General features: G+C 66.5%; 3 protein-coding genes. All 3 read left to right on the top strand.

Features of this window, described 5'->3' with window-relative positions; all coding sequences use genetic code 11:
- The first annotated feature begins 199 nt into the window (after positions 1-199).
- A complete protein-coding gene (locus VIQ49_RS16620) occupies positions 200-1,579 on the top strand; it encodes an MBL fold metallo-hydrolase (protein ID WP_331886564.1) in 1,380 nt (459 codons plus the stop codon).
- 38 nt (positions 1,580-1,617) lie between these two features.
- Positions 1,618-1,992: a thioredoxin gene (gene trxA / locus VIQ49_RS16615; protein WP_331886562.1), complete on the top strand. Its 375-nt coding sequence runs from the start codon at positions 1,618-1,620 to the stop codon at positions 1,990-1,992.
- 269 nt (positions 1,993-2,261) lie between these two features.
- The coding region (locus VIQ49_RS16610) for an HAD-IC family P-type ATPase (RefSeq protein WP_331886566.1) at positions 2,262-3,530 on the top strand (1,269 nt) is incomplete at its 3' end.

The raw sequence follows: 3,530 nt of genomic DNA, 5'->3' as shown, positions 1-3,530 counted from the left end.
CAATGTGTCCTCTCGGGCGGGGCACCGGCCGGCTGCCGATACCTAGGGGGGTATGTTGATGGCCATCGTACACATACCCCCAGGGGTACACGCAAGTGTGGAATGGGGATACCCCCCAGGGTACTTGACATACCCATAGGGGTATAGGCACAGTAGGAGCCAGAAGGCCTATCCACCGCCCACCGAAAGGATCGCCATCATGAAGTTCATCCAGTACTACCTGGACTGCCTGTCGCACGCCTCATATCTCATTGCCGACGAGACCACTGGCCGCGCCGTCGTTGTGGACCCGCAACGGGACGTGTCCGAGTACCTCTCGGAAGCCCGGGAACACGGCTACACGATCGAGTTGGTCATCGAGACCCATTTCCACGCCGATTTCCTGTCCGGGCATCTGGAGTTGGCCAAGGCCACCGGCGCCAAGATCGTGTACTCGGCGGTCGCCGAGACGGAGTTCGAGTCGATGGGTGTCGCCGACGGCGAGCGCTACTCGTTGGGGGAGGTGACCCTGGAGTTCCGCCACACCCCCGGGCACACCCCGGAGTCGTTGAGCGTGGTGGTCTACGAGCATGCCGGTGACGAGGTTCCCTATGGGGTGTTGACCGGTGATGCGTTGTTCATCGGCGATGTCGGTCGGCCCGATCTGTTGGCCTCGATCGGGTTCACCCGTGAGGAGTTGGCCGACAAGCTCTATGACTCGCTGCACACCAAGTTGATGACGTTGCCCGACGCGACGCGGGTGTATCCGGCCCATGGTGCGGGGTCGGCGTGCGGGAAGAACCTGTCGACCGATCTGTGGTCGACGATGGGGGAGCAGAAGGCCACCAACTACGCGCTGCGCGCCCCGGACAAGGCGACGTTCATGGAGTTGGTCACCGAGGGTCAGCCCCCGGCGCCGAGTTACTTCGTCTACGACGCGATCCTCAACCGCAAGGACCGCGAGCTGCTCGATGAGACCAAGATGCCGGTGGCGATGACCTACGAGCAGGTCGGTGACGCCCTGGCCGCGGGTGCGGTGTTGGTTGACGGGCGCTCCCCGGAGGAGTTCGCGACCGGTCATCTGCGGGCGGCGATCAACATCGGGTTGGAGGGCCGCTACGCGGAGTTCGCCGGGTCGGTGCTGCCCTCCGATGTCGACATCGTGTTGTTCACCGAGCCCGGTCAGGAGATGGAAGGCAAGAACCGGCTGGCCCGGATCGGTTTCGACCGGGTCATCGGCCACCTGGACCGGCCGTTCGAGGTGATGTTCGCTCATCAGGACGATGTGCAGGTCGCCTCCCGGTTGACCGCGAAGGCGTTCGACGAGCGCGCCGCCGAGTTGGCCGATCTGCAGATCGTCGATGTCCGCAACCCCGGGGAGGTCGCCGCGGGCACCATCGCCAACGCGGTCACCATCCCGGTGGGTCAGCTGCCCAACCGGCTCGGCGAGCTCGACCCGGCCAAGCCGACCGTCGTGTACTGCGCCGGCGGCTACCGGTCCTCGGTCGCGGCCAGCCTGCTGCGCCACAACGGCTTCACCGACGTCAGCGACATCCTCGGCGGCTACGGCGCCTGGGAAGAAACCCACCAAAACGCCTGAACCACAACTACCAGGCGACCCCGAGGAAGGACAGCGAAATGGCCATCAAGAATCTGAACTACGACGACTTCGAGTCGACCGTCCTCGACAACCCGATCGTGCTCGTGGACTTCTGGGCGTCATGGTGCGGCCCGTGCCGCGCCTTCGCGCCGGTGTTCGAAAGGTCCGCGCACGCACACCCGGATGTCGTGCACGCCAAGGTCGACACCCAGGCCGAGCGGGACCTGGCCGCCACGCTGGAGATCCGGTCGATCCCGACGGTGATGGCGTTCCGCGACGGTGTGCTGGTGTACAGCCAGGCGGGCGCGATGCCGTCGGCGGCGCTCGAGGACCTGATCAACCGGGTCAAGGCGCTGGACATGGCCGAGGTCCGCGCCAAGATCGCGGCCCGCAAGGCGGCCGCGCCAGCGTAAGCCACTGCTGCACAGGCAGATTCACCGATCACGAGTGCCGGCCGCCGGCTCGCCAGGTGCCGGCGGTCGACCTCGTGAGCGATGCGTCACGTTACGGTCGGGGTCCGCTCGCCGCGAGGGGTGCCGGGGGCTGCGTTCTCGACGGCAACGGTTGGGAAGGGCCCAAAGTCCCCATGGGCCCGGTCCGACGAATCTAGGCTCGGTAGTGGCCGGGCTGGAACAATGCGTTCAGTGACCACAACAATCGACACCGCATCGGAGACACGGTGATGGTCGCACCGGCGTCTGTCGAGACGAACGCGCATCACGGTCTACCCGAGCACGAGGTGGTCCTGCTGCTGGAGACCGATCCGCATCGCGGCCTCAGCAGCGAAGAGGCGGACGAGCGGTCTCGCCGTTTCGGACTCAACGTTCTGCCCGAGCCGAAAAGCGCGGGGCTCTTGCTGCGCGTCCTGCGGCAGTTTCATCATCCGCTCATCTATGTCCTGCTCGTCGCAGGCGTCGTCACCGCATTGCTGCACGAGTACGTCGACTCCGCGGTGATCTTCGGCGTCGTGATCATCAACGCCGTCGTCGGCTTCATCCAGGAATCGAAAGCCGAGTCGGCGTTGCAGAGCCTGCGCGCGATGGTCCGTACGGATGCCAAGGTGATCCGGGGAGGTCGTGAACGGGTCATCGCCTCCGAGCAACTCGTGCCGGGCGATCTTGTCCTGGTCGAGGCCGGCGACAAAGTGCCCGCGGACATCCGGTTGCTCCGACAGGCAGAACTGCGTGTCGACGAGTCGGCGCTGACCGGCGAATCGGAACCCGTGGCGAAGAACGAAGTCGTGCTCCCCGACGCGACCCCGGTCGCGGATCGCTGCAATATGGCCCACTCGGGAACCTTGGTGACCGCAGGCTCCGGTACAGGGATCGTGGTGGCCACGGGAGCCGAAACCGAGATCGGCGAGATCCACCGACTCGTCGGAGCAGCAACGACTTTGGCGACACCGCTGACCGCGCAGCTCGCCCGGTTCAGCAAGGTCCTCACCGTCGGGATCCTGGCGCTGGCCGCCATGACCTTCGCCGTCGGCCTGTTGCGCAGGCAGGACGCGGTGGAGACGTTCACCGCGGCTGTGGCGCTCGCGGTGGGCGCCATCCCGGAGGGCCTTCCCGCCGCCGTGACGATCACCCTCGCCATCGGCGTCGCACGGATGGCCAAGCGCAGAGCGGTCATTCGCAGGCTTCCGGCCGTGGAGACGCTCGGGAGCACAACCGTCATCTGCACCGACAAGACGGGCACCCTCACCGAGAACCAGATGACGGTGCGGGAGATCTGGACTCCCGACGCGTCGGTGGAGGCCACCGGCGGGGGATATGCGGTCGGCGGCGCCCTGCTGTCGCGGGACGGAACACCCGCGGCACTCGACGACAATGCGGCGCTGCTGTGGACGCTGCTCGCCGGTGCGGCATGCAACGACGCGGCCCTGACCGCTGCGGGGGAGCGGTGGATCATCGCCGGTGACCCCACCGAGGCGGCGATGCTGGTCATCGCGGTC

Origin of the sequence: Williamsia sp., from assembly GCF_036566845.1 — a bacterium.
Taxonomy (GTDB): domain Bacteria; phylum Actinomycetota; class Actinomycetes; order Mycobacteriales; family Mycobacteriaceae; genus Williamsia.
The sequence above is the reverse complement of the archived record's forward strand: the minus strand, read 5'-3'. Positions and strand labels throughout refer to the sequence as shown.

Coding starts and splice junctions, on each gene's coding strand:
- VIQ49_RS16620 (WP_331886564.1), top strand. CDS start 200: ATGAAGTTCATCCAGTACTACCTGGACTGCCTGTCGCACGCCTCATAT.
- trxA (WP_331886562.1), top strand. CDS start 1,618: ATGGCCATCAAGAATCTGAACTACGACGACTTCGAGTCGACCGTCCTC.